This window comes from Polynucleobacter sp. Tro8-14-1, from assembly GCF_018881655.1.
In the GTDB taxonomy this organism is placed as follows: domain Bacteria; phylum Pseudomonadota; class Gammaproteobacteria; order Burkholderiales; family Burkholderiaceae; genus Polynucleobacter.
In genome coordinates, this window is record NZ_JACVPX010000002.1 from 1 (window position 1) to 23,983 (window position 23,983).

Genomic DNA, 23,983 nt, shown 5'->3' on the forward strand with positions numbered 1-23,983 from the left:
TGATTACATCGAAATGTTTTACAACCCGGTTAGACGCCATAGTTACAACAATGGACTTTCTCCGGTAAGATTTGAAGAGCAGTACCAAGCGAGGTTGGGAAGTGTCTAAGATATTGGTAGCGATTCACTAAGGCTATTCTTTTGATGCCTCAATTACTATATTTAAGCTTATTTCATCTCCAACAAATGGTACGTATTTTCCCAGATTAAATTCTGAGCGACTTAACTTCGCGCTTGCGTTAGCGCCACACATGTATTTCAAAGTAATAAAGTTACGACTACAAGCAAAGTTGCTTACTTCAATATTAATAGGCTTGGTAATGCCTTTAATAGTCAGCTCGCCTGAGAGCGATGTAATAGCCTGATTGTTAAATATAACCTTATCAGAAGTGAATTTGGCTACAGGAAATTTTTCAGAATTAAAGTAATTTTCGGATCTAAGTAGCTTATTAAAAGTATCGGAGCCTGTACTGACTGAGCCAGTCTCAATAGCAACATCTATAGTGCCGCCATCCATTTGATCATTGAGTGTAATGGTTCCATTCACCCTATCAAAACGACTGGTTTGAATCGAGTAAGCTAAATGCTTGTAGCTAAAGCTAACAAAGGTGTGCTCAGGATCGGTAACATAAATTTCTGCTGATTGTGCCGAGGAGGTGACCAAGGTCAGGAGTAAGGCGCTTATATAAAAAAAGTTCATTAGGCATTTTAGGTGTTGATGTGAGTATGCGCTGAATCAGCGCCCCTATCCTCAATAGAGTCCTAAATACCTTCTTTTTAGTCTTTCCGACAGTTGAGGTATCAATTCGGGCTTCAAAAAGCTGGCATGGCAAGCATAAAATCTACTTATATGAGTTAATTCATGTAATTGACGCTGATACCAAGCTCAATACCAATATTACAAAAGCAAAAGCCGTTAGCGATGCCTCTCCGAAATTCACCAAGTCAGATACGAGACTTAGATGATCTCAGTCAAATAAGTCATATTGTTGCTGACAAGCGCAGGGATCAACGCTCATTAGCCAAGAAATCAAGGCGTAATCGACATTACGAAAAACAATTTATTCGTAATACGCTCACGCGTGCATCTATTAATCCATCTGAAGGGCCGATAGAGTCTTGAGTTGCATCACTGTATTAAATAACTTAATAGGAAGAATCATGTTTAGTCACATTATGTTGGGCGCAAATGATTTAGAAGTTTCAAGGGACTTCTATGATGCCGCTTTAGGAGCTTTGGGTATCAAAGCCGGGAGCTTTAGTCATGACAAATACTTTTATCGCGGTCCTGGCGGAGTCTTTGCTATTACTAAGCCTATTGATGGTAACGAAGCTACTCATGCCAATGGCGGCACAATCGGCTTTAGTGCCAAATCAATTGCTGATGTAGATGCATTCCATGCCATCGGTGTTGCTCATGGTGGCACTTCCTGTGAAGGTGATCCAGGCTACCGAGAGGGTGTCGCCGGCACTATATATATTGCTTGGCTCAGAGATCCTGCTGGCAATAAAATCTGCGCAATGCATAGGCCGCCGAAATAAGAACTTTCTTCGCTTTGGGGTGGGTTCGGTGGATTTGGCGAGATTAGCTAAAACTCAAGGGTCAGCTGTGGGCTTGCCTCTGTAGTTTTAGCTGTAGATTTTTTACGTACGTCCCTGCTTGCGCGAGAAGCATGTTTATCGACAACTGATTTTTTCCCAGCCTGAACCTCCGATAGGTTGCGTCTAGCATGCAAGCGATCTTTAGATAGCTTTGTGGCAACAGCAATATCTACTAATGGCTGGGGAATGTCTCTACCAATCTCAATGCCAATGCTGCTTTGTACTTCTTGAGGCATATTCCAAGGCTCAAAAAGCCATGTGTCGGGTACTTGACGCATATGGGGAAGCCATTTTCTAACGAAAAAGCCCTTTTGATCATGATCTTGTGCTTGCTTGATCGGGTTATAAACACGAGTTACATTGATCCCGGTTGTACCCGATTGCATTTGCAATTGACTCCAATGGATTCCGGGCTCATAGTCTAAAAATTGAGTGGCTAACCAATCTCCTACTGGTTTCCAGTGTAGCCAAAGTGGGTAGGCTGCAACTGAGACTAGCATCGCACGCATTCTAAAATTGAGCCATCCTGTTTCACGCAGCATGATGACGCAAGCATCCACCATAGGCCAACCCGTCTTACCTTCCTTCAAGGCATTGAAGTAATCGTCATTAAATTCATTCTCACGTAACGCATCATATCCACGGTGCATATTTCGCCACTCGATTTCAGGCTCGCTCTCCAACTTTTGAATAAAATGACAATGCCAATACAAGCGACTCATAAAAGCAGTTAAACCTGACTTTCTTCTACTGGCATCTGGAGACATTTGAAGCAGCTCTTCATTTGTTGCTTGCACTACTTCCCTGATGCTAAGACACCCATAAGTTAGATACACAGATAGTCGAGAGCATGCATCTGGGGCTGATAGAGGCGATGAAATCCCACCTCGGTACCACATACTTCGCTGCTTCAAAAAACTATTAAGGGTTCTAAGTGCAACCGATCTTCCACCGCGTTGTCTTAACGGTGGATTATGTCCTAGGTGCGCAGGTGCCTGCATCGTAGATGGTGTCAGATGATGAGCGCTAGGGTTCGGCACTGGCACACTAGAAAGCGGAGCTTTCCAAAATTGAATGGGTGGTAGTTCACATAAAGGTGCTTCCATGTGTTTTTGCCAATTAGCTTGCCATTCATTACGATTTTTTAGTCCTCTAGTAACTCCAAACTGGGTATATTGACCCCAATGAATGCCACGAGACTGACACCATTTACTAACGTCTCGATCTCTGGAGTAAGTCAATCCATTGCCAGTTTCCTGATGAGAATGCAAACCCTGAAAAGGATTAGCTTCCCAGATGTTATTTAGTACTTCAGTAACTTCACCTACATGGATTTCGACAGTGCCGCCGCGTAAACGAAGCTGGGTATCGAGGTCGTGAAGGGACTCCCGAATAAACTCAAAATGTTGGAGGGCAACATCAGGCTGCATCCATAACGTTGGCTCAAGCACGTAAATGCAGCGAATTGGCCCTATCTTTGCAGCCTCGACAAGAGCGGCATGGTCCTCACAGCGCAAGTCACGCTTAAACCAAACCAGTTGATAACTCATAATTAATTAGTAGAGAAGATGAATTCAGACTAATAATAGTTCGAAATTAAGCTCATTGAAATACAAAATTTCATCATATAAGCCTTTGCGAAACTTTGCCTAGTCAGTGACTCTATATTCGATTTAAAACTTACAAAAAAGCGCCTTTCAAATAAAAAGTGAAATTTGAGTATTTAAGCGTTACTTTGAGTAACTCTGGGCAAAAAATGTGTAATGTAATCTCTACGCTTTTTCATGCTACTTCAACTAAATTTGATGGTTTTTGTTTATGTGCTGAGCTAGCCCTGACTAAAATTAAGGTATTTACTGCTTATGTTAGTCTTGCGCACTTTTGTGCTTTAATGCCTTCCAATATGATCACCGTTGTTATTGCTTCCTACAGATACGGACACCTTGCAGCGCATTGCATTGAGTCCCTGCTATCTCAAACTAAAGCTCCCTCTAGAATTCTATTTGTCGACGATGGGGCAGATGATTGCAGGCACCTCCCTAATTTATATCCTGATATTGAGTATATTTTGAGGCTTCAGAATTTAGGTACGGTAGATAACTTTCATGATGTGCTGATGAGGGTGGACACGGAATATGTTCTGTTCATTGGAGCTGATAATTGGCTGAGATCTGATGCGATTGAATTACTTTCAAATGCCCATGCTGATATTGTCACTTATGACATTGTGGTTACTGGGGAGCTAAAGGAAGAAATTCATGATCGCGTGCCTGGGGAGACTAAACCTCACCAAGGAGATCTCTACTGGGATCGAGGTGGAAAGCACCATGGCTCGATGATGTATCGCACGGCCTTAGGCCAGCAAGTCGGCTACAAAAGAAGGTATGTGGATGGTGTGCACCCACAAGAGGATTGGAATCTTTGGGATAAGATGCGCGAGCAGGGCGCTTCTGTAGCCAGTCTGAATGAAGGCCTTTTGTACTATAGAAGGCACCGTGAAAATTTTCTAAAGTATGACCATCTCGTGGATGCTCTTGAGGAAGAGACTTAAGGGTCTAAGCCAGTGCTGTTCTCATGCTGCTTAGGCTGCTTTCATCAACGAATAGCTTGATCCCTAATACTCCTGAGCCCCTCAGTGCCGGTGTTTTCCTAAGGCTAATTTCTAGAGACTCAATCTCAAGATAGCTTGCACATGCTTCAACTATTCTGGTGGTTAATCTTTCTTGGGTCTCATAATGCCCATCTGCGGCCAATCGATCAATTTCAATTACAAGTGGGTCGTAGTCAAACACCCTATTCATGAAATCTTCTGAGATCAAGATGAGCTTTGGATTAATCCAAAGCGTTAGATTAAGTAAATGCTGATCAGGAATAGCATCCCCTGGAGCATACGTACCAATTTGAGTATTTAGTCGGAGATCTTTTAATTCTATGCAGGCCGTTGATGACATTTGGTGCTCTCGGGTAATTTCATTAATTGGGTTTAATCAATGATAAAAATTCTCGACGCAAATTGGGGTCCTTTAAGAAGGAGCCACGCATCACGCTATTGATCATCTTCGAGTCTGGGTCCTTAACGCCACGCCACTGCATACAGAAATGATCCGCATCCATCACGATCGCAACACCCGTCGGCTTGACCTTCTTCTCAATCATATCGGCCAGCTCAACTACCGCTTCCTCCTGAATTTGAGGTCGACACATTACCCATTCGGTAAGTCGTGAATATTTTGATAGCCCAATAAGAGCTGAGTTTTTATTGGGTAAAATGCCAATCCAAACTCTACCCATAATGGGGCAAAGGTGATGAGAGCAGGCGCTTCTTACGGTAATTGGGCCAATTATCATCAACTCATTTAAGTGGCTGACATTAGGAAACTTGGTTAGCGCTGGCTGCTCAACGTAACGACCATTAAATACTTCCTTTACAAACATCTTGGCAACCCGCCTACTTGTATTTTGAGTGTTATGGTCACTCTTAGTGTCGATAACAAGACTTTCTAAAACGGATTGCATTTTTTCTGCAACCTCGTCGATAAGCCCATCTAGCTCACCAGGTTTAATGAAATCAGCAATATTGTCATTTGCGTGAAATCTAGCTTTCTTTACTTTAATCCTTTTGCGAATTATTTCTGATAGTGGGGTGCCATCGTTCATAAATTATTTCTTATCATGCTTTAGAGGAGTTTTTGAATGTCAGTACGCATGCTCTTCGGTGTAGTGGCCGATGCAAACCTATTTACAGGGATGCCGTCCCTACCAATAAGAAACTTAGTAAAGTTCCACTTAATTGCTTCTGTTCCCAGTATCCCGGGAGTAGCAGCTTTGAGATAGTTAAAAAGAGGGTGAGCGTTAGACCCGTTCACATCAACTTTCTTAAAAATAGGAAAGCTGACGCCATAGTTTGTTTTACAAAACTGTCCGATCTGTTCAGAGCTTCCTGGCTCCTGACCGCCAAATTGATTGCAGGGAAAGGCTAGGATTTCAAAATCATTCCCACGAAACTCTTCATATAGAGATTGAAGTTCTTGATATTGGGAGGTGAATCCACATTTGCTTGCCACATTGACTGCAACCAGCAGTTTGCCAGCATAGTCCATAATGTTTTCTTCGCGACCGTCAAGGCGCTTTAAAGGGATGTCGGGAAGCATCGTTTATTTGTTTGCTCAGATATAAATTTTCTTTAATTTATCTGAAAATGACGACCCTTGCAGGGCGGTTAATTAATAGGGCTTTTTTACACTGGTTTAGCTACTCAAAAGTTATGCAAACAGCTGTGTAGTTTCGTAGTGCTGAGGCTAGGAGATTTATTGTGCCTGATGCTAAATCGAGTGTCAGCTATCAATATAAGAAGAGGGAGAAACCAGTTAAGCACCCCACACTTGCTTCGATATACGCGAACATTATGATGGCAAAGAAATCTTTGTAATTGGTAGGGTATTTAGAGATGAGTATGGCCGCTACTTGGCTGGATCCTAGATTAGATGGCCGCATATTAGTCTGCACTGGCCTTTTAATGAGGAAGGTTATAGGATTTTAGTTAAGACGCGCTACGGCGGGGTTTCTTTGTGTGTCAGCTTTAGGTCGGAATCTGCCAGCGGGGTTCAACTAAATCAACTGACTCCTTTCGGGATTTTTACGGTCCTTGCCGACACCTTTAATTCAGCGCAAAGTGGTATTCCCTTTCACACAAGGAGAATGTCATGGAACAGCTTATTGCAAATGCGCATAAAGAACCCTGGAATAAAGGCAAACTGACAGGGCAGAAAGCACCGCTTAAGTTAAAAGATATTTGGGCCATTCGAGTTCGACTTCAACTCAATGGTAGCAAGCGAGATTTGGCTCTATTTAATTTAGCTATCGACAGCAAGTTAAGAGCTTGTGACCTGGTTAAGTTAAAAGTTCGAGATATCGCGACTGGTGACCATGTTTCATCTAGAGCCAATATATTGCAGTAAAAGACCCATCGACCAGTTCAGTTTGAAATTACTGAATTAACAAGGACTGCAGTTAAGCAATGGATACATTCAGACGGGTTGCACCTGGAAGATTATTTATTCTCCAGCCGAATTAAAGAGTCCCCCCACCTATCTACCAGGCAATATGCCAGGATTGTTCATAACTGGGTTAGCTCGATTGGCTTGGAATCCACAAATTATGGAACTCATACGATGCGGCGCACCAAGGTTTCTTTGATTTATCGCAGAACCAAAAATCTTCGAGCCATTCAGCTACTCCTCGGGCATACAAAGTTAGAGAGTACGGTTCGTTACCTAGGCATTGAAGTGGATGATGCTTTGGAGATGGCCGAACAGACTGAGGTTTGATTTTTGGCGGGCTGTGTTGGGTTGATCATCACAGCCCACTTTTCAAAATATTGAAAATTAAAATTCGGGGCCACTTAGATTTTTTTGTGATTACTATGTTCTAAGTTTATAAACACGGTTAAGCTCGGATTTCTAAAAGCTCCTGAGAGATCTTCATTCCTAGATCAATAATTTCTTTAGTTTTATCCGAGGAAGGGTTTGATTCAGCATCTAGGTTTCTGTAGGCAACCATGTAATACAAACTACCAAGCACGGTATCAGTAATGAGCTTAAGTTGTTTATCTACCCTCACAGACTCGCTATCAAAATGCTCAACCATAGAATCTTGCTTGCCCAGTCCCGAAATAACAAATTCACGAATTAGGGCGCTAGGAGCAATTCCTCGCACTTTAGATAGCTCGCTTAATTCTTTGGTAATCCAGTCGTCCATTCGAATACTCATATTTGTTTTCGCCATTACTTGCTCCTTAAAGTTGATAAATGTGTTGCCTACCAATCAATATGTAAGGCTGCGCAATATGTGCGATTTGAGAGATAAAACATACATTTTTCAGTTTTTACGTAATACGAAGTAATACATACTAGGCCATTGATTTAATTGAAGAATAAATAGTCGTATTACGAATGTATTACGAAATTGAGTAAAACTTTATCGGACGTACTACGCTGTATTACGACAGGAGAAGTGTTTAGCTGTTGAGGTTGACGCTTTACGGGAGATTTCCAAGGCGGCGAAGACGACGTGCGTAATGTCTGTCTATAAAACTAATATTTGAACACTGCTAACAAATTGAAATAACTTTGTGAAATCGTGAACTCATACAAGAAACATATTTGAATTCGCATGTAACTGAATTTGGGGTTGCCAATTGCCTTGGTATTAACCTAAAAAATCTCAGTAAGAAATTTTGGAGCAAAAATTCATGTAGCTGATACGCTTGTCACTGGTGAAGAGATTGATTGGTATTTTAGAAAAAAGTTGTTACTACCTTCCTTAACCTAACGGATGCGATATTAAAATGCGGGATTAAAAAATCTTGCGTCACAGGCTGGAATGACTGCTATTGTTTTATAAGCGGTCATCCATATGCTTCAAACCCCCAGGCAACTACCGACCCATAGCGGGCCATGATGGACGCTCTTTATCCGCAAATAAGTGCTGCATTCAATTAATAGCTGATCTTTTGCGTCGCCCAAGACTGACAATACTCTACAGGATTCACACTACCGCCCTGGCTACTTGCAAGGCCAGACATCATGCATGAACTGTAATACCACTGCTTATCAGCAATGCATTGTATCCGTACGGAAGATAAAGACTGCCGAGATACATTACATGTAATACCAGGTGCAGTGGTCGGCTGGCCTGGAGGAAGAGCACCATTAATTACTATATCGACAGGCTGCTCCACATAAGGCCACTCTGAAACAGATTGGGCGGTGATTTGCACATTAGAGCGAACCACCCATGGACCCTGAATAGTGTTTGCAACAATAGAATAAGGCATGCCATTGTTGTCTATGATTAAAGGATTGTTGGGATTTGATCGAATTGATTCGGGGGCCCTAGTAGAGGCATTTTGAGGGAAATTCAGTTGATTGATTGCTGGATTATTTATTCCCGCGACTTCCTGGCAGCGACCTTCCAAAGGAAGCATATTACCTGGACAGCCATCTAATGCAAATGCAGAAAATGGGAGTATTGATAATGTAAAAACTAGGTAGCTAAATTTTTTTATTTGCGCTCTTTTTAATGATTTATCTTAATAAAATTCCTGGGGAGGTCGGAATACTGCCAGGTATCTTATTCAGGCTCAGCAATGACGAGATGATCTTAATAACCATAGGAGAATATCCATTACCTTCGGAAGGTATGCTGTAAGTATTACCATCAAGATTTTTCACGCTAGCAAAACTTTTACTGCTTGAATCATTCTTACGGACTACAAGCAATGCATATTGGTTCTCTTGGCCAACTTTTCGCGCATAAGTTGATTCAGAGGGTGGCAAAGTAACCATATATGGCTTAGGTTGATTTTGAGCGGCCACTACCTGACCAAGAAACTCAAAAACACTATTGGTTGATCTAACGGTCAAAATTAATTCAGCCTTCGAGCTTTTTTTCTTGCTGACAGCTGAACTTGATTTGCAAAATATTTCAGGGCTAAATTCTTCTTTAACAAAGTTAGCAAACTTGTTTTCGTCAACACAAACCTTATATTGTGTGTGAGGCTGTGTTTGCCCATACATCCCTCCTCCACCATACCCACCCACACCACCATACCCACCCATACTCGGATAGGTAGCATATGGATTAGGTTGCGGATAGTTCGGCATACCGCCTAACGGAGGCTGGCTAAGTTTATTTGGCTCTTCTTGGACCTGGTCTACTGTTAACCCATAACTAAGCAAGCGATACAGTTCCGCCTGAAATGCAGGATATTCAGGAAGTAAAGGGTTATTCATGTACTTCACTGAAGTACCATCTGCCTTCTTAATTTGAATCGAGCTAATAATTAAACTAAACATTACCTCTCTGGGCAAGTTATCAGAGATAAAGAACTTGGCTGTTTCAATGGGGATTTGCGATAAAAACCCACGCAAGAATGTTGCGTTATCTAAAGAGGATTGTGAAAAGTTAAAACTGTTACCAAAAGATAAATTCAGGCTTGGGCTAATTGATGCAATTCCAGCAGGACCACCAGCCAACCCACCAATAAAGCCATTCATTGATCCGCTGATAGAAGGAGATGTTGTAACGCTCCCAGAACCGTTGATGCTTGGAATATCCAAAAAGCTTAACGGCCTCTCATTTGAAGCTCGAACAATATTGATCAAAATACTATTGAGCTGATATTGCTCCAAGATACCAGCATAATTTGCTGACATCTCTGTAAAGTCTGGCGTAACAGGAGTGGTGCAGCCTCCAACTGTTAGAGCGGCAAATGTAGCAGCAAAAATTCGTTTGAGCGGTAAAGTCATAAGGGCTTAGGTATTAAATAGGTAAAAGTAGCAATACAGTGAGAGATGCTGACACACCAAAATCCCAAATAAGAATTAGCGTGTTATTTGGAGCAAAATTTCTATTAATTATGATTTCCTTGAGATGATTTATACCAGCAAAAAATAGAAACGTAACCACTGGAATGGAAATGGAGATCTGGGCAGTCCTGCCCCAATAAAGTGAATAAAAACAAGAGACGCCAAGCCCTAATGAGACAGCTGCAATTTCGTACTGAAATCCGTTTGTTACCCACCCAATAGTCTTAGCCATCTTTTTAGCAAAAATAGAGTGCATCACTGAGGCAGATAAAAAAGCAAACCCGCAAAAATATAAGAGCCAATTAATCGCGTATTGTGCAAACTGGTTAGCCTCACTCATACCAGGAGGAATCGAACCAGAGATAGCCAATCCCCATGCCATAAAAAATAAACCAGGAAAAACAAATCCCGATACTTTTTCACTCATGCGGCAATTGCCTTTCGGTTGGAATTAAAAATCGCCTTGAGAAAACATATGGCGTATCTTTATCGGCCAACCAAATAATCATCTTATATACACCGAAATAATTAAGAATTAACCCAAAGCAAATCCCTAGAGCCCAATCCAATCGACTTGCAAGATTTTCTGTAATAACCAAATAAAAGAAAAAATAAACAATGGGTACAAATAATATCCAAGATGTAATCAGCCCAGGATTGTATAAGGTCTTACCTTTAATATTGAAGATAATGGTGTGAGCAAATATGTTTCCAACAGAAACCAATATAGTGGCGATAGCCAACCAAATCGCCTGCTTCCAAAATAAAGCTGCTAGAAAATACCCTCCCCAACCAAGAACCACATTGACCAACATTCCACTATTTGCATTCAGAGGATAGCGATCAGGCATATCGCTTTTAAACATTGCTTTATTTACCATTCCAGGAAAGTAACCTGGATATCGCCACTCTTCAAACTGGTGCAGAAATAGCGACCCCAGACTAATCCACAAAAGCAATTCCATACCAGATGGTTCAGCAACAAATAAACCAATACCTAAAGCTATTACCAAGATGATGGCTAAGTCAAACCAGTGATAGCGAAGATATTTGATACTATTCATAAGCTTTCTTATGGTCAGGTAATTTTGATGCTCAATCAATGTTCTCTGCTGCATCGCCCTTAACCCCGCTTCAAGTTGGGATGGACTGCAATAGTATGTTTGATTCGTTATAGAATTTACGGAGCAAGGGACCTGATTACCGCCTTCCTTAATCGCTTGAAAAACATAATAACGTCATCAGAACAATCGAAATATTTACTTTAACGTAATCGATTTTTCATACGTGATTCAAATATCGGAGCGGGCGGATTGCCCGCAAATGCATTAGCGTTAACCCTTGCTTGCCACCTAAACACGCTTGGACAATTCAATGTTTCAAAATATTCACGATTTATCGCAACACACTGTGGTTGCCCATGGTTTTCCCAGTTAGGCATACAATTCAAATAGTCACCAAACATACTCATACATGCTTGATATCCAGGCACCACTGGCGGTGGCATAAACGGATTAAATGTGGGGTCAATTATTCCCGCCATGCCGTTTTGAGCAGAAGTGCTACTACAAAAACTCAAAGCAACTATTATTAAGGCTATTTTTTTCATAACGAATTCCTGATCAAAACCTTTCTAGTTCCTAAAAATTTAGTTTTAAAGTCAATTGCTTGTCAGATAATGCTTGTTTTCATAGTCCCTTAACTAAAATTTTCACAGTTTTAGCATCACTCTGATTTAATAAAACTAATAGATTGGCATTTCGCGTCGACACAACTTTTGCGCCCTCAACGAATATCTCATAGCCATTTTTAAATCTTTCAGAGGGAAGCATAATTTCAGTGCGTGCATTGATATCAAGCCGCTGACCGGATGGACTATTTGTAGAGTAGCTCAACTGAAATAGTTGACGCTCAGGATGAAATGACCACTCAAGAGGCGTTCCTGCAACCGCCTGAGGATAGGGCCATGTAAGCGCATTTAATCGATCAACCATCAAGTTTGGCGTAGTTCGTGGTTTGTTTAAATCCCATACCAAACCCTGTCTAAAGGCACCCGGCAAAAAGCTTGATGGAGCTGGATTGGCATAAGTCCAATAGATTGCTGGCATCATGGCTTTATCCAAGCGCATAGAGCCAGCAGTAATTTCAGCGGGTACCATATTTTCAGTCAATGGTTTGTCGCCAGTAAAGGCACCCCATTCAGTAGCTAGCAATGGTAAGTTTGGAAACTTGTTGTGGTAAACAAATGCATTTGCCAATACATGGCTCATCGTAAGATAGGGATGAAAAGAGAAGCCTACATTTGGAACGTTAGGTGGTGTGACGTGAGTGGCTGTACCAAAATCAAAAAATACACTAGGCTCAAAAAATATCAATGTTTTTGAGTCAACATTTCGGATTTTGCTACTTACTTTTTCAATGAATTTTGAGTAAACCCCTTGGTCAAAGAGGGCACATTCATCACCTAACATTTTTGCTTTACATACAGTCCCTGGATAAGGCTCATTCATGATTTCATATCCAATTATTCCCGGTGTGCTGCCAATAGATTTAGCTACGTAAGCCCATGTTTCGGCATAGCGATCCTGCAAGCCAACCAAGCCGGTTGATGCAGAACTTTTGTTTTGCCAAAATCCATCCCAGGCATCAAACACGCTAGGATCCGTCAACTCTCCATCTGGGAATGGCAATTTATTTGGATTACAGCCTTTAGGAAATTTTGCAAGATTGATAATGGTTGCCCAATCCGGAGCTCCAACACCATTGCAAGACGTTGAGTACTGATCTTGATGCATGTTTAGCAAGGTATTGATACCGTAAGACCTTAGCATCGTAATCGTGCTGGAGATATCTTTGAGATATACGTCGTTATATTGTCCGGGTATCGGCTCAATAGCGCCCCAAATAATTCCAAGTCGAACAATATTCATACCCGCGGCGCGAATGATTCTGGCATCTTCCTCAGTAATGCCCGAGCTTAAATATGTGTAAGGTGAGTTTTTGTTAACTAAATTTATACCTCGAAAGATTACTACCCTCCCCTGTTGATCAGTCATCCATCTACCACTTGCTACAAGAGGGGTAGGCAGGGCTTCTATTTTTTCGGCCAATGAGGTGGATGGCTTGTAATTGCTGCAAGCACTTAAAAAAAATGTTGCCAAAAGCACTATGATGCTTCCCATCAAATTTTGCAACTGAAGTACATGCCTCATCATTGAACCGCCCCTAATCTATTTGGATTTGGGCATTAGCCCAAGGGATAACTGATTTTATAATTAATATAGAATTCAAAAACAAGCAATAAATTTGAATCAAGCGGTCGGTTTTGAAAGAAAGTGACTATGGCAAGTAAGCAAAAAGTATCCAAACCCCTACATAAATCAAACTCTCCTGTTGCTAGAACAGGTCAAGGCACCACGCTTAAAAAGCGTCTACTAAATGCCACAAAAGAAGACCTTATCAAAGGCAGAGAGAAGATTTTGATGGCGGCTCGGGCCTGCTTTGCCAAACAAGGCTTTGCTGGCACCTCCATGAAAGATATTCAATTGGCCGCAGACTGTTCCCGTGGAAACTTGTATCACCACTTCAAAGCCAAAGAAGAAATTGTTCAACTTATTACTGAGCAGAACCTAGGTCGATTCAGTGATCGTATCGAGACCATTCTCAAAGAATCCGATGCGCGTGATTTGAGCTTATTAGAGATCATTGAAGAGTTAGTCAGTTTTGCCGAAGAAATTACCAAAGGTCCAGGTAAGGGTATGGCCTTTCATGTCTGGTCATTAGCAATGGTCGACCTAGATATTCGGCAAACTATGCAGACTTACTTTGAAAGAATACGCGGCGCTTTAGAGCAAAAAATTATTCTCTTGATGAAAAAAGGCAAACTGAAAGGGGATAAAAATACTGAACAGTTATCCGTAGCTCTATTTGGTTTGGTAATACCAGGCTTTACTGTACAAAGCGTATTCATGGATGAAAAAGCAATTGATTCCACTCAATATTCCGAATCATTAAATTTGTTATTTAAGAGTAGACCATAAAGTTTCGACAGGCCGTTATTGGCCGGACTGAGACAGTTGAAACCTAAAATTCTCCCTTTTGAATGACTGCAATAGGCCAAGAAGCCGCCTCTAGATTATTGAAGCACCCCTCTACCTTCAACTCAAACGTCTGGCAAAACAGCAAGTAACTCAAGAGTGTCTAGACTTTATTGATGGGCCGGATGATTTGAAGTCTTAATGAATTCTTATTTCCCTTTTATTTTTTTCTCGACGATCTTCTATAAGCACCCTCATTTCCCGATGTGAGCGACAGGATGATTTGCTTGGATCTGCACCGAGCTCGATACGGTATGCGTGCTCTATTTGCTCATCAGTGCCAAGTGGTAGCGTTTTATTAGTTCCCCATTCCAAGAGATACTTTTGATCTGGGCCAAAAAATCCGCCAGGAGAGAGTATGTACTTATCCTCCGTCCGCAATATCTGAACAAAATTCGCATAACGTTTAGCGCCAGCTAGCATCTGCTCTGGGCTATTTCCAGCGCTAATAGCTTGATTCCACGCTAGCTTCATAGAGTCTGCTGTAACGCCCTGCCGCCTTGGCAATACTTTTTCCACATCTAAAAACAATGTATCGGTTATTTCCGTTTGTTTATTGTTATTGGTTATTGGTTGATGGTTAGTGGTTAATAGTTCTTGGTTAGTGGTTAAGGTTATGCCTGGGTTACCGGTGGGTTCAGATTGATAACCTGCTGGGTTATTCTGGGTTTGATGCACTTCAGACGGTTTAGGTGTTCTTGGCCGACCTCCTTTTTTCCATTTTCTCTACTCGTATCGGCTTTATCCTGGTATTCGCGTATTAACTCGACTGAAGATGGATGGGACCAATCGCCATTTTCATTTCTAACAAAAAATTCCTCCAAGATTGCTGTGGCTAGCTCTGCCACGTCCGTTAAGCGCAATTTTCTAAAGACTTGGGTCGTATTGGCTGGAATTGGGCCCTCATTACTAATAAAGTAATTTATCAACCTCAGGCAAATACCCTCTTCATCAACCCTTAAATGCCCTGTTGCAAGACCCCAATCACCAATATTCAGTTTGTAATAGTGCACATATTTCCTTATTTGGGTCCGCCCGCAACGTCCAACCTCAACAGAATCAAATTAATGAAGCGTCTTTTGCCAACCTTGTAGACAGGTAGCTGACGCCGATCTAATTGACCTCGTACAACACCTATAGGCAAACCTACAAGTTCAGCATACTTTTCAGCAGTAACAATAAATAAGTTCTCTATGTCGTTATTTTTCATATATAGAAAAATACTGTATATAAACACATTAGTCAACTAATTTCTAATTAATTATTATTTTCTATAATAGAAATATTATGAGATAATTGAATCTCATCAAATTTAAGAAAAATTATGGCAATCGAAGAACGGTTATTTAAGGCGCTGAGAGAAGAAATTAAATCTAAGTCGACCATCTTCTTTTTGGAGCTCGAGCAAACTAGCGGTATTAAAGCTAGCTCTTGGAAACACGTCTACTACGGCCATCAAAGAGCAACATCTGAAATGATTGAATTTACCTGTAGGTTTATTCCAAGCTATGCATTTTGGATCGCTACTGGCGCAACACCCGATGAGACGATGGAGCACCTGAGCCCGACTGAGGAATTTCGAAAGGAAGATGCCCTGGAGGAGATAGTATGCAAAGAGCCTGTTGACTGGACTAATGCAGAAGTTGAAATTGTTGCCCGCAGCTTATTTGGCGGCCAAAATATAAATCCAGCTCTTTTTCGATTAATGTCAGATGGAATGAATGCCCGCGAAAGCAAAAAATTACTAAACCTAAAAGGGCTTGTACTGAGTAATATCCTGAAAAAAGAGCCGGAACTCTGGTCAACCTCTGAAATTAACTATCTTTTATTTAAAAGATATTTTGATCCCAAGGATGAAAGTTCTTATGAAGATTTCGTAAAGGCGAACCTGAGTCCCAATGATGATCTGAGTTTGGATCTAATTGCCCGCCAAGAAGAAAAAATTGCTTTTGTAGTTGAAGGTGCTGCCTTCATGAATGATTAAGAAGACTGAAGGTGGATGGCAAGTAGATATTCAGCCTGATGGCCGTGGTGGGAAGCGCTTTAGGAAGATTTTTACCAATTTAGCTGAAGCTAAGAACTGGGAAGCATTCACACGAAATTCGGTAATTAAAAATAAAGGTTGGACACCAGAAAAAAGGGACATTAGAAAACTTTCAGAGATTGTCAAAATTTGGTACGACGCTCACGGCAAAATTTTAAGTAACGCAAAAGACACGTATGCCAGACTAATGAATATGGTCGCGGCATTAAAAGACCCCATAGCGGATCAATTGACACCCCAAATGTTTACCAAGTACCGAAGTGAGCGAATTGAGGGAGGACTTAGCCTAAACTCATTCAACCGTGAACATTCTTACTTGCGCGCTGTATTTAATGAACTCATTCGCCTGAACTTATGGAAGAAAGCTAATCCAGTAAGCGCAATCAGGCAATTCAAAATTGCCGATAAGGAACTTGGATATCTCGAGGCCAATGAACTAAGGAAATTACTTTCGGAGCTTCAGTCTGCTGAAAGAAATAGTGATGTGTATTTAATCGGGAAAATCTGCCTCTCCACCGGCTCCAGATGGTCTGAAGGAGAAAATCTACGTCCCTCAAATATTAAGAAAGGGGTCATCGAATTTATTAATACTAAGAATAAAAAAATGAGAGCCATTCCCATCTCAAGTGAATTGCAAGAAGAGATTCAAAGCCATGAAGTCAAAGAGAATGGTCGATATTTTGGATCTTCAATGGGAGCATTTAAATCCGGGATTGAAAGAGCTGGGATCGTTTTGCCAGATGGCCAATTAACTCACGTCTTGCGTCACACCTTCGCCAGCAGCTTCATGCAGGGCGGCGGAAATATCTTAACTTTACAAAAAATACTTGGCCATCAAAGTCTTCAAATGACCATGCGCTATGCCCATCTTGCACCAACGCACCTTGAGGCCGTGAAATTACTGAACCCATTGGTTAACTTATAAGTTTGCGTTGACACTTTGTCGACAAACAATAAAAAAGGCTCACTAGCAATTAAGCAGTGAGCCTTATGTTTATTGGTGCCCCTTGTCCGACTCGAACAGACCACCTACTGATTACAAATCAGTTGCTCTACCAGATGAGCTAAAGGGGCAACGGGATATATTTTATCCTATTTCACAATCTTCAAGGATGGTCTTGTAGTTTTAGGCTTTTCAGGGGCTTGATCTTCAAAATCCGCAATATGAAGATCACGGGCCTGAGCTGGATCAAATGGGAAAGACATTCCCTGCCCATTTTCCCTGGCATAGATTGCTAGAACATGGCTGACCGGGACCATGATCTTTCTTGGAATACCGCCAAATCTTGCCTGGAAGCTTATCCAATCGTTTTCTATCGCCAGTTGATGGCATGCCTCCAGGGAAAGATTCAGGACGATCTCATCGTTCTTCACAAACTCCATCGGTACCTCTACCCTAGCGTCCACAAAAACCGCTATGAAGGGCGTAAAACCAAAATCCGTGCACCACTGATGTAGGGCACGGATTAGATATGGTTTATTACTTGGAATGTCAGACATGCCGACGAGTCATGTACCGCTAAAAATGCTTAGCGGCGCATTACCTTCTCGGAAGGAGTCAAAGCCTCGATGTACGCAGGTCTGCTAAAAATACGCTCAGCGTATTTCAGCAAAGCCGCTGCATTGCGAGAAAGATCGATGCCGTAATGCTCAAGACGCCATAACAATGGCGCAATAGCTACGTCCAGCATAGAGAACTCATCGCCCAACATGTATTTGTTTTTAACAAAAATTGGTGCCAGCTGAGTCAAACGATCACGAATCGCTAAACGCGCTTTTTCGTGAGTCTTTTCAGCTGCTTTACCTTTTTCATTTTCCAGAGCAGCTACGTGCACAAACAATTCTTTCTCAAAATTGAAGAGGAAGAGGCGTGCACGTGCGCGTGCAACTGGATCAGGTGGCATTAATTGTGGGTGAGGAAAACGCTCATCAATATATTCATTGATGATGTTTGACTCGTACAAAATTAAATCACGCTCAACCAAGATAGGTACTTGGCCGTAAGGGTTCATTACCGAAATATCTTCAGGCTTATTAAACAAGTCGACATCGCGGATTTCAAAATCCATGCCTTTTTCAAAAAGCACCAAACGGCAGCGTTGCGAGAATGGGCAGTTAGTACCCGAGTACAACACCATCATAAATTTATTTCCTTAAATTTCTACTTCAATACAACAAACGCACAACAGCGTTAAATCTTTTCACCAATAGACCCTAGCTTCAGGACCCATCAAATTCAATTAGTGAATATCTTTCCAATAGGCTTTATTCAAACGCCAAGCCAACAGGGTAAAGATTGCCAAGAACAAGAGCACTACTACACCAAGACGCTTACGCTCCAACTGAACTGGCTCAGCCATCCATGACATGAAAGCGACTAAGTCGGCGATATTGTCGTCATACTCTTGTGTGCTCATTTTGCCGGGAGTTAACTGCTCAAAGCCAACAAAGACTTCTTCTGTTCTGCTTGGGTCATGTGGGTCTTTGTGCTCTTCAAACTTGGCAGCACGCTCGCCTTGCAACTGCCAGAGAACGTGTGGCATACCGACTTTAGGATAGACCAAATTATTCCAACCAGTTTGTGTCGTGTCGTCTTTGTAGAAAGTGCGGAAGTAGGTGTAAAGCCAGTCCGCTCCACGAGCACGCGCCTCAACTGATAAGTCAGGTGGTGTCTTACCAAACCAAGCTTTAGCTTCTTTTGGTGTCATCGAGATGGTCATCAAGTCACCCACTTTGGCATCAGTCAAAATGAGGTTATCTTTGATTTGTTGATCGGTCAAACCAATATCGCGCAACCGGTTGTAACGCATGCTTGCGGCTGCATGGCAGTTCAAGCAGTAGTTCACAAATAACTTTGCACCGTTTTGCAATGAGGCATTGTTACTAACGCGGTTGGGGGCTTGATCCAAAGGAAAGCCACCCTCATTTGCATTGGCATTCACGCCAAAGCTCAGGGCCGCAACCAATACTGTTGCTTGGCAGACGCCCATCAAAGTTTGCAGAATTTGTTTCATACTAATTCCTAAGTTCTCTTTGCCAGTATCTCAGGCGTGAATTAATGGGACTTAAAAGTAACGCGTGTTGGAACTGGCTTAAATTTACCAAGCGTGCTCCAGAACGGCATTCCTAAGAAGAAGCCCAGATAATAAATAGTGCATACCTGAGAAATCTTTTCAAACACTGGTGATGGTGGCTGAATACCTAAGTAACCCAAGATCACAAAACTCACCACAAATACACCATAAATATACTTATGGAAATCTGGGCGATAGCGGATAGATTTCACAGGTGAGTGATCAAGCCAAGGCAAGAAGAACATGATCACAACAGAACCGCCCATGATCACAACACCCCAGAACTTAGCATCAAATAAGTAGAAGCCAGCTGCCAACACGAGAGCGATTGCAGCGCATGCGCCCTTCACCTTGAGATTTTTACTCTTCAGAGCAAACATTCCGAGAATGACTGCCAAGAAGATCCATAAAGGCAGCAAGAAGTTCGTTGTAGTTGCACGCAACATTGAGTAGAAAGGCGTGAAATACCAAACCGGAGCAATGTGCGGAGGTGTTTGAAATGGGTTCGCCGGAACGAAGTTATTTGCCTCGAGGAAGTAACCGCCCATCTCTGGTGCAAAGAACACGATACATGCAAACACCATCAAGAATCCACCCAAATACATTACATCATGCACGCTGTAATAAGGATGGAATGGGATGCCATCAACTGGATGGCCATTCGCATCTAAGTTCTCTTTAATTTCAACGCCATCTGGATTGTTTGAACCCACTTCATGCAGAGCCAAAATATGGGCTGCAACCAAGCCAACCAATACCAATGGAATTGCAATCACATGGAATGCAAAGAAGCGATTGAGGGTTGCATCGCCCACAACATAGTCGCCACGAAGCCATAAAGATAGATCTGGGCCAATGAATGGAATTGCAGAGAACAAGTTCACAATCACTTGAGCGCCCCAATAGGACATTTGACCCCATGGGAGCAAGTAACCGAAGAATGCTTCACCCATCAAACACAAGAAAATTGCGCAACCGAAGATCCAAATGAGCTCACGTGGTTTGCGATAAGAACCGTAGATCAAACCACGGAACATATGCATATAAACCACCACAAAGAACATAGAGGCGCCAGTGGAGTGCATATAGCGAATCACCCAACCCCATGGAACTTCACGCATGATGTATTCAACTGACTCAAAAGCCTTCGCAGCATCAGGCTTGTAGTTCATGGTCAAGAAAATACCGGTAAGTATCTGATTTACCAACACTACGATTGCTAATGCACCAAAAATATAGAAGAAATTTAGATTTTTTGGAGCGTAGTACTCGCTCATATGACGCTTAAATGCTTCTGTTACAGGTAGGCGTGAGTCAACCCAAGCCATTAGCTTTTGGGCTGCAGAAGCGTCTGCTGGAACTTCTTTTTCGTGGAATGCCATTTATCTCTCCTTAGGCCTTCTTATCTTCACCAACCAAAATCTTGGTGTCGCTCAAATACATGTGTGGCGGCACTTCAAGGTTATCTGGGGCTGGTTTGTTCTTAAATACACGGCCTGCCATATCAAATGTGGAACCATGGCATGGGCAAAGGAAGCCGCCTGGCCAAGTGTTTGGTAGGGATGGCTGAGGACCAGCCTCAAACTTAGCATTAGGAGAGCATCCCAAATGGGTGCAAATACCAACCACTACCAGATACTCAGGCTTGATAGAGCGCCACTGATTCTGAGCATAAGGAGGCGTGAATTGGGATGGGTCACGCAATGAATTCGGATCAGCCAATTCACTGTCAATCTTTGATAACTCAGCAACTTGTTCAGGGGTACGTCGAACTACCCAAACCGGCTTACCGCGCCACTCCACCATTCTCATTTCATCTGGCTGCATGCCAGAGATATCGATTTCAACAGCAGCTCCAGCGGCTTTTGCGCGCTCAGAAGGCTCAAAACTGTCTACAAAAGGGTAAAGGGCTGCGGCTGCACCTACGCCACCAACCGCCGATGTGGCGATCAACCAGTTACGGCGATCCTTGTCCATACAGGGCTTGTCACTCATTTACAAAATTCCTAGAAAGGGTATTTATGGGTGGAAATTGCTTAAAGGTAGGATTTTAAAGTAAAAAGTGGGGTAAGCAAGAAAGTTATGGGGTTAATCTCGGGTTAATCAGGATCTAAATTAAAAGGAGGGCATTTATGAGCGTTTTAAAGGAGTTTCGGGACTTTGCCGTAAAGGGCAATGTGATCGACTTGGCGGTGGGTGTCATTATTGGCGGTGCCTTTGGGAAAATCGTGGATTCCCTGGTAAATGACATCGTAATGCCTGTTATTTCCACCCTTTTAGGGGGTCATATCGACTTTACCAACCTATTTATCGTCTTAGGCCATGTTCCAGAGGGTATACCCAGAACCTTTGATGCCCTTAAAAAGGCCGGGGTGCCCATCTTTGCCTATGGCAATTTCATCACTATTTCCATCAATTTCATCCTTTTAGCGTTTGTCATCTTTCAGATGGTCAAAGTAGTCAACAAGGTTCGCCTCATGGATGCGCCTCCTCCACCACCAGCTCCAGAAGACGTAGTGTTGCTTCGCGAAATTCGTGACAGTCTAAAGAAATAATTTGTCCAATCGTTCACAACAAGAAATACGGGAGCAATCTCAACTCATTTTTCAAAATGGCTTGGCATTGCTCCAACAAGGAAAGTTAGAGGAAGCGGATAAACTTTTTTTGCAAGCGCATCAGCTGAATAAAAACAATGCCGATGTTCTCAATCTTTTAGGCATCCGCTCATATCAAAAGCAACATTATTCAAGCGCACTAGAATTTTTAAACCGAGCAAATCAACTTGCTCCCGGTTCCGCACAAACACTGAGTAATTTAGGTTTAATACATAACGCACTTCTTGAGTATGCAGAAGCGCTGCAATTTTTTAATTTAGCAATTCAATGTGACTCAAATATTCCAGAAACCCACAATAATCGCGGTAACGCATTAAAGGGTTTAGGCAAAAATGATGAGGCATATAAGGCTTATAAGAGCGCCCTAGCCTTGCGGCCAAACTACGCTGAAGCCTTGAGTAATCAAGGCGTTCTCTTACTTGAAATGGGTAAGACTGATCAAGCAATCGTTACATTAGAGAATGCAATTCAAGCCAATCCTCACTTTGCAATTGCCTACAACAATCTTGGCAATGCGTTCACTCAAATAGATCGCTACGATGATGCCTTTGCGTGCTTTGAAAGCGCACTACAAATTAATCCCGGCTATCTTGACGCATGCCTGAACTTTGGTAACGGCCTAAAAAAATGTAAGCAATATGAAGCGGCTATTGACTGCTATCAACACGCACTGAAGATTAATCCTAATAACGCTAAAACTTTTTACCTACTGGGCGAGATTTACTACGATACCGGCGATAGTGATTTGGCAAAAACCTACTACGCAAAATCACTAGAGCTGCATCCAGCTGACATAGAAACTCACATTGCTTTAACTATCGCGCAGATACCCAAGGTCGCAAAAAGCGAAGAGGAGTTGCGTAATGCTAGGCGTGCATTTACTCAGCAACTAGAATTTGCAAGTGCAATGCCTCAGCAAAAAATCGACTCTGCACTCCTCCAGAGGTTAATTACCCGCCACCCGTTTTATCTGGCTTATCAAGATGAAGACAACAAACCCCTACTTTTACAATTTGGGGAAATTTGCGCTAGCTTAGCTCGCTCTTTACAGGATCGATTGGATACAAAGCAAAGCGCTTCCATTCAAGCTAACCCCAAGATACGCGTTGGCATTATTAGTAGCTTTATTTGCAGCCATCCTGTCTGGCACGCCATTACCAAGGGATGGGTAAATTACCTGAATCCAGAGCAATTTGAGCTGTATATCTTCAATACCAACGGTGTAGAAGATGAAGAAACCGAGCTGGCTAAATTTAAGGCAAGCAATTACAGCAACTGCGGGACTGATGTTCTGACTGCCGCCCAGATCATCGCCAATCAAAATCTAGATGTCATTCTGTATCCGGAGATTGGCATGGATACCATCGGCAAGGCGCTAGCCTGCTTACGATTGGCGCCACTGCAGGCAGTCAGTTGGGGGCATCCTGAGACAACTGGTATCCCTACGATTGATGTCTACCTAACAGCTAAGCTGCTCGAGCCAGATGATGCCAATAATCTTTACAGCGAAGAATTAATCCAGCTTCCAAACCTGGGAACGTATGTTGAGAATCAAGACGTAGTAGCTCTTAGCCCCAATTTAGAGAATCTTGGTATTGATCCGTCTCTGCCAATCCTGTTATGCGCTGGATCGCCTTCAAAATACACGCCAAGCCATGACTTTGTGTTTGTTGAAATTGCAAAGAGTCTTGGTCAATGCCAATTCATCTTCTTTAACTTTGAAGCAAACCTCACTGCAATTCTGAAAGAACGTTTACAGCTTGCTTTTGCAAATGCTCAGCTCGATGCCAATCAATTTCTGCGCTTCATTCCTTTTCTGAAGAAGGAAGAGTTTCATGGGCTTATGCAGAAAGCAGACTTGTATTTAGACACCATCGGGTTTTCAGGATTTAATACGGCCCTGCAAGCAATTGCATGTAATCTACCGGTGGTCACTAAGGAGGGCGCCAGAATGCGCGGTCGACTTGCTAGTGCAATCCTCCATCGCATTGGTCTTGATGACTTAGCTTGTCAATCAGTAGGCGACTATATTCATTTAGTAGTAGAGTTAATTCAGAGTCCAAAACTACTGAACTCTTATAGAAATAAGATTGCGAAATCTAAAGCGCTGTTATTTAATGATCCAGAGCCCATCAAAGCATTAGAAGATTTTCTGATTCAACGGACCCGAAAATAAAATACC

At 42.2% G+C, this 23,983-nt stretch carries 29 protein-coding genes, 1 tRNA gene and 1 pseudogene; 10 read left to right on the forward strand and 21 right to left on the reverse strand.

Features of this window, described 5'->3' with window-relative positions; translation table 11 throughout:
- On the forward strand, nt 1-109 hold a 109-nt coding region (locus tag ICN34_RS11590), incomplete at its 5' end, for an IS3 family transposase (protein WP_323483827.1).
- A gap of 24 nt (nt 110-133) precedes the next feature.
- On the opposite strand, the gene ICN34_RS02295 is transcribed toward ICN34_RS11590, so the two are convergent.
- The gene (locus ICN34_RS02295) at nt 134-700 is read right to left on the reverse strand and encodes a YceI family protein (protein WP_216120629.1); all 567 of its coding nucleotides are present in this window, start codon (nt 698-700) and stop codon (nt 134-136) included.
- A gap of 222 nt (nt 701-922) precedes the next feature.
- Between ICN34_RS02295 and ICN34_RS02300 the strand changes: the two genes are divergently transcribed.
- The gene (locus ICN34_RS02300; protein ID WP_216120631.1) at nt 923-1,123 is read left to right on the forward strand and encodes a hypothetical protein; all 201 of its coding nucleotides are present in this window, start codon (nt 923-925) and stop codon (nt 1,121-1,123) included.
- Between the two features lie 38 nt (nt 1,124-1,161).
- Nucleotides 1,162-1,542, forward strand: a complete 381-nt coding sequence (locus tag ICN34_RS02305; RefSeq protein WP_216120633.1) for a VOC family protein — start codon at nt 1,162-1,164, stop codon at nt 1,540-1,542.
- A 47-nt stretch (nt 1,543-1,589) separates the two neighbouring features.
- On the opposite strand, the gene ICN34_RS02310 is transcribed toward ICN34_RS02305, so the two are convergent.
- On the reverse strand, nt 1,590-3,152 hold the full coding sequence (locus ICN34_RS02310) for a cryptochrome/deoxyribodipyrimidine photo-lyase family protein (protein WP_216120635.1): 1,563 nt from the start codon (nt 3,150-3,152) through the stop codon (nt 1,590-1,592).
- A gap of 206 nt (nt 3,153-3,358) precedes the next feature.
- On the opposite strand from ICN34_RS02310, the gene ICN34_RS02315 reads away from it, so the two are divergent.
- Complete coding sequence (locus ICN34_RS02315) at nt 3,359-4,153, forward strand: glycosyltransferase (RefSeq protein ID WP_072584046.1); 795 nt, start codon at nt 3,359-3,361, stop codon at nt 4,151-4,153.
- Nucleotides 4,154-4,157: 4 nt separating this feature from the next.
- On the opposite strand, the gene ICN34_RS02320 is transcribed toward ICN34_RS02315, so the two are convergent.
- From ICN34_RS02320 to ICN34_RS02330, 3 genes are read right to left on the reverse strand one after another with little or no spacing between them, the layout of a single operon-like run.
- Nucleotides 4,158-4,553 carry a dihydroneopterin aldolase gene (locus ICN34_RS02320; RefSeq protein WP_072584047.1) on the reverse strand — a complete coding sequence of 132 codons (396 nt, stop codon included), beginning with the start codon at nt 4,551-4,553 and terminating at the stop codon, nt 4,158-4,160.
- A gap of 22 nt (nt 4,554-4,575) precedes the next feature.
- Complete coding sequence (folE, locus tag ICN34_RS02325; RefSeq protein ID WP_072584048.1) at nt 4,576-5,259, reverse strand: GTP cyclohydrolase I; 684 nt, start codon at nt 5,257-5,259, stop codon at nt 4,576-4,578.
- Between the two features lie 20 nt (nt 5,260-5,279).
- Nucleotides 5,280-5,753 (reverse strand): glutathione peroxidase, encoded by a 474-nt coding sequence (locus tag ICN34_RS02330; protein ID WP_088527757.1) that lies wholly within the window; start codon nt 5,751-5,753, stop codon nt 5,280-5,282.
- Between the two features lie 552 nt (nt 5,754-6,305).
- On the opposite strand from ICN34_RS02330, the pseudogene ICN34_RS02335 reads away from it, so the two are divergent.
- Nucleotides 6,306-6,929, forward strand: a pseudogene (locus ICN34_RS02335) (tyrosine-type recombinase/integrase).
- A 118-nt stretch (nt 6,930-7,047) separates the two neighbouring features.
- On the opposite strand, the gene ICN34_RS02340 reads toward ICN34_RS02335, so the two are convergent.
- The 7 genes from ICN34_RS02340 to ICN34_RS02370 form a co-directional block, all read right to left on the reverse strand.
- Nucleotides 7,048-7,386 (reverse strand): hypothetical protein, encoded by a 339-nt coding sequence (locus ICN34_RS02340; RefSeq protein ID WP_216120637.1) that lies wholly within the window; start codon nt 7,384-7,386, stop codon nt 7,048-7,050.
- A 712-nt stretch (nt 7,387-8,098) separates the two neighbouring features.
- A complete protein-coding gene (locus ICN34_RS02345; RefSeq protein ID WP_216120639.1) occupies nt 8,099-8,437 on the reverse strand; it encodes a hypothetical protein in 339 nt (112 codons plus the stop codon).
- 250 nt (nt 8,438-8,687) lie between these two features.
- Nucleotides 8,688-9,911 carry a hypothetical protein gene (locus ICN34_RS02350; protein ID WP_216120641.1) on the reverse strand — a complete coding sequence of 408 codons (1,224 nt, stop codon included), beginning with the start codon at nt 9,909-9,911 and terminating at the stop codon, nt 8,688-8,690.
- 13 nt (nt 9,912-9,924) lie between these two features.
- Nucleotides 9,925-10,398 (reverse strand): DUF6790 family protein, encoded by a 474-nt coding sequence (locus ICN34_RS02355; RefSeq protein WP_216120642.1) that lies wholly within the window; start codon nt 10,396-10,398, stop codon nt 9,925-9,927.
- Nucleotides 10,391-11,089 carry an HXXEE domain-containing protein gene (locus ICN34_RS02360; protein ID WP_216120644.1) on the reverse strand — a complete coding sequence of 233 codons (699 nt, stop codon included), beginning with the start codon at nt 11,087-11,089 and terminating at the stop codon, nt 10,391-10,393. The genes ICN34_RS02355 and ICN34_RS02360 overlap by 8 nt, the downstream gene beginning before the upstream one ends.
- 146 nt (nt 11,090-11,235) lie before the next feature.
- Complete coding sequence (locus tag ICN34_RS02365; RefSeq protein WP_216120646.1) at nt 11,236-11,580, reverse strand: hypothetical protein; 345 nt, start codon at nt 11,578-11,580, stop codon at nt 11,236-11,238.
- A gap of 79 nt (nt 11,581-11,659) precedes the next feature.
- Nucleotides 11,660-13,186: a cellulase family glycosylhydrolase gene (locus ICN34_RS02370; RefSeq protein WP_370623951.1), complete on the reverse strand. Its 1,527-nt coding sequence runs from the start codon at nt 13,184-13,186 to the stop codon at nt 11,660-11,662.
- A 126-nt stretch (nt 13,187-13,312) separates the two neighbouring features.
- On the opposite strand from ICN34_RS02370, the gene ICN34_RS02375 reads away from it, so the two are divergent.
- Entirely contained in the window at nt 13,313-14,011 is a 699-nt protein-coding gene (locus ICN34_RS02375; protein WP_216120649.1) for a TetR/AcrR family transcriptional regulator, read from the forward strand.
- A 195-nt stretch (nt 14,012-14,206) separates the two neighbouring features.
- On the opposite strand, the gene ICN34_RS02380 is transcribed toward ICN34_RS02375, so the two are convergent.
- The 3 genes from ICN34_RS02380 to ICN34_RS02390 all read right to left on the reverse strand — a co-directional run bounded on the left by ICN34_RS02380 (nt 14,207) and on the right by ICN34_RS02390 (nt 15,278).
- Nucleotides 14,207-14,587, reverse strand: coding sequence for a hypothetical protein (locus tag ICN34_RS02380; RefSeq protein ID WP_216120651.1), 381 nt, complete (start codon nt 14,585-14,587; stop codon nt 14,207-14,209).
- Nucleotides 14,588-14,682: 95 nt separating this feature from the next.
- Nucleotides 14,683-15,081, reverse strand: a complete 399-nt coding sequence (locus ICN34_RS02385) for a DUF1376 domain-containing protein (protein WP_216120653.1) — start codon at nt 15,079-15,081, stop codon at nt 14,683-14,685.
- An 8-nt stretch (nt 15,082-15,089) separates the two neighbouring features.
- Nucleotides 15,090-15,278, reverse strand: a complete 189-nt coding sequence (locus ICN34_RS02390) for a hypothetical protein (protein ID WP_216120655.1) — start codon at nt 15,276-15,278, stop codon at nt 15,090-15,092.
- A gap of 114 nt (nt 15,279-15,392) precedes the next feature.
- Between ICN34_RS02390 and ICN34_RS02395 the strand changes: the two genes are divergently transcribed.
- The gene (locus ICN34_RS02395) at nt 15,393-16,052 is read left to right on the forward strand and encodes a hypothetical protein (protein WP_216120657.1); all 660 of its coding nucleotides are present in this window, start codon (nt 15,393-15,395) and stop codon (nt 16,050-16,052) included.
- The gene (locus ICN34_RS02400) at nt 16,045-17,037 is read left to right on the forward strand and encodes a tyrosine-type recombinase/integrase (RefSeq protein WP_216120658.1); all 993 of its coding nucleotides are present in this window, start codon (nt 16,045-16,047) and stop codon (nt 17,035-17,037) included. The genes ICN34_RS02395 and ICN34_RS02400 overlap by 8 nt, the downstream gene beginning before the upstream one ends.
- A 73-nt stretch (nt 17,038-17,110) precedes the next feature.
- Here the strand turns inward: ICN34_RS02400 and ICN34_RS02405 are convergent.
- From ICN34_RS02405 to petA, 6 genes are all read right to left on the reverse strand, one after another.
- Nucleotides 17,111-17,186: transfer RNA gene (locus ICN34_RS02405), tRNA-Thr, on the reverse strand.
- Nucleotides 17,187-17,204: 18 nt separating this feature from the next.
- A complete protein-coding gene (locus tag ICN34_RS02410) occupies nt 17,205-17,612 on the reverse strand; it encodes a ClpXP protease specificity-enhancing factor (protein WP_083564305.1) in 408 nt (135 codons plus the stop codon).
- Between the two features lie 29 nt (nt 17,613-17,641).
- Nucleotides 17,642-18,253: a glutathione S-transferase N-terminal domain-containing protein gene (locus ICN34_RS02415; protein WP_028819209.1), complete on the reverse strand. Its 612-nt coding sequence runs from the start codon at nt 18,251-18,253 to the stop codon at nt 17,642-17,644.
- A 99-nt stretch (nt 18,254-18,352) separates the two neighbouring features.
- Entirely contained in the window at nt 18,353-19,126 is a 774-nt protein-coding gene (locus tag ICN34_RS02420; RefSeq protein WP_072584014.1) for a cytochrome c1, read from the reverse strand.
- Between the two features lie 41 nt (nt 19,127-19,167).
- Entirely contained in the window at nt 19,168-20,568 is a 1,401-nt protein-coding gene (locus tag ICN34_RS02425) for a cytochrome bc complex cytochrome b subunit (RefSeq protein ID WP_072584013.1), read from the reverse strand.
- 10 nt (nt 20,569-20,578) lie between these two features.
- Entirely contained in the window at nt 20,579-21,181 is a 603-nt protein-coding gene (gene petA / locus ICN34_RS02430; protein ID WP_072584012.1) for a ubiquinol-cytochrome c reductase iron-sulfur subunit, read from the reverse strand.
- 137 nt (nt 21,182-21,318) lie between these two features.
- Between petA and mscL the strand changes: the two genes are divergently transcribed.
- Complete coding sequence (gene mscL / locus ICN34_RS02435; protein ID WP_072584011.1) at nt 21,319-21,741, forward strand: large conductance mechanosensitive channel protein MscL; 423 nt, start codon at nt 21,319-21,321, stop codon at nt 21,739-21,741.
- A 1-nt stretch (nt 21,742) separates the two neighbouring features.
- Nucleotides 21,743-23,977 (forward strand): tetratricopeptide repeat protein, encoded by a 2,235-nt coding sequence (locus ICN34_RS02440; RefSeq protein WP_216120660.1) that lies wholly within the window; start codon nt 21,743-21,745, stop codon nt 23,975-23,977.
- Nucleotides 23,978-23,983: the final 6 nt, after the last annotated feature.